1 protein-coding gene is annotated in these 448 nt (G+C 68.1%); it reads right to left on the minus strand.

Features of this window, described 5'->3' with window-relative positions; all coding sequences use genetic code 11:
- Positions 1–448, minus strand: a 448-nt coding sequence (locus tag EN850_RS33590; RefSeq protein ID WP_145973023.1) for an efflux RND transporter permease subunit, incomplete at both ends; no start/stop codon positions are given.

The following is a 448-nucleotide window of genomic DNA, read 5'->3' on the forward strand; positions in this document are numbered from 1 at the left end:
GCCGGCCACGGCCAGGGTCAGGCGCTGGTGGCCCAGCACCCAGTCCAGGCTGTGCTCGTACAGCCCGACGGTGCGCGTCCACAGGTTCTGCTTGCCGGCCGCCGCTGCACGCTCGTGCGCGTCCTCGCCTTCGGGCAGGGCGTCGGGCTTGAGCAGGTAGGCGCACATCATCGGGGTGAGCGTCAGCGAGATCAGCATCGACAGCACCACCGCGATGCTCAGCACCCAGGCGAACTCATGGAACAGGCGGCCGGTGACGCCGGGCATCAGCAGCAGCGGCAGGAACACGGCGACCAGCGAGACGGTCAGCGACAGCACGGTGAAGCCGATCTGGCGCGCACCGATCTCGGCCGCTTCCTTGCCGCTCTTGCCCTGCTCGATGTAGCGCATGATGTTCTCGATCACCACGATCGCATCGTCGACCACGAAGCCGGTGGCCACCACCAGC

This window comes from Mesorhizobium sp. M8A.F.Ca.ET.207.01.1.1, assembly GCF_004794715.1.
In the GTDB taxonomy this organism is placed as follows: Bacteria; Pseudomonadota; Alphaproteobacteria; order Rhizobiales; family Rhizobiaceae; genus Mesorhizobium.